At 63.5% G+C, this 684-nt stretch carries 1 protein-coding gene; it reads left to right on the top strand.

Annotated elements, in window-relative coordinates; genetic code table 11:
- Positions 1-220: 220 nt before the first annotated feature.
- Positions 221-684, top strand: a 464-nt coding sequence (locus NKH16_RS34895) for an IS110 family transposase (RefSeq protein WP_352903984.1), incomplete at its 3' end; no start/stop codon positions are given.

Raw genomic sequence — 684 nt, 5'->3', positions numbered from 1 at the left:
TTTCCTGGAATTGCTTGTCTTATGACTTTCGCTGCCGAATGGGTCAGAAAGGAACGCTGAGAGAGGGTAGCCGCCCTCCCTCAGCGGCGAGGGTCGGATCGGTGGAATTGCTGACCGTTTGACGGGTCGAGCTAGAGTCGGATCGCCCTCGTCTTTCCCTTGAGGCCTGAACGGATACCCGGAGTTCGGCTCCGAACGACAAGCACAGGACAAGTGAAAGATGACCAACGATACCATCGGGATCGACATTTCGAAAGACCATCTCGACGCCCACAGGCTGAGCGACGGCGCGAGCCGGCGTTTTGCCAACGACAGCCGCGGCCACAAGGCGTTCATGAGCTGGTTGAGCCCGAGCCGGTTGGACCCGCCCGGCGTACGCATCGTCTATGAGCCGACAGGTCCATATCACCGGGCCTTTGAGCGGAAGCTGGCGGCGGCTGGCCTTGCGCTGGTCAAGGTCAACCCACGCCAAGCCCGGCGCTTCGCCGAGGCCACCGGCAGGATCGCCAAGACCGACCGGCTGGACGCCGCCATGCTGGCGCGCATGGGCGCTCTTCTCGACCTCGAAGCACGACCGGTGCGCAGCCCGATCCTCAATGACCTCAAGGACCTGCACATGGCGCGCGAGGCGCTGGTGAAGAACCGGACGGCGGCGAGGAACAGGGCCAAGGCGCTAACCCTTCC

Origin of the sequence: Mesorhizobium sp. M1307 (assembly GCF_040318155.1) — a bacterium.
Taxonomy (GTDB): Bacteria; Pseudomonadota; Alphaproteobacteria; order Rhizobiales; family Rhizobiaceae; genus Mesorhizobium.
Note: the sequence above shows the minus strand (reverse complement) of the source record. Positions and strands in the feature narration are given on the sequence as shown.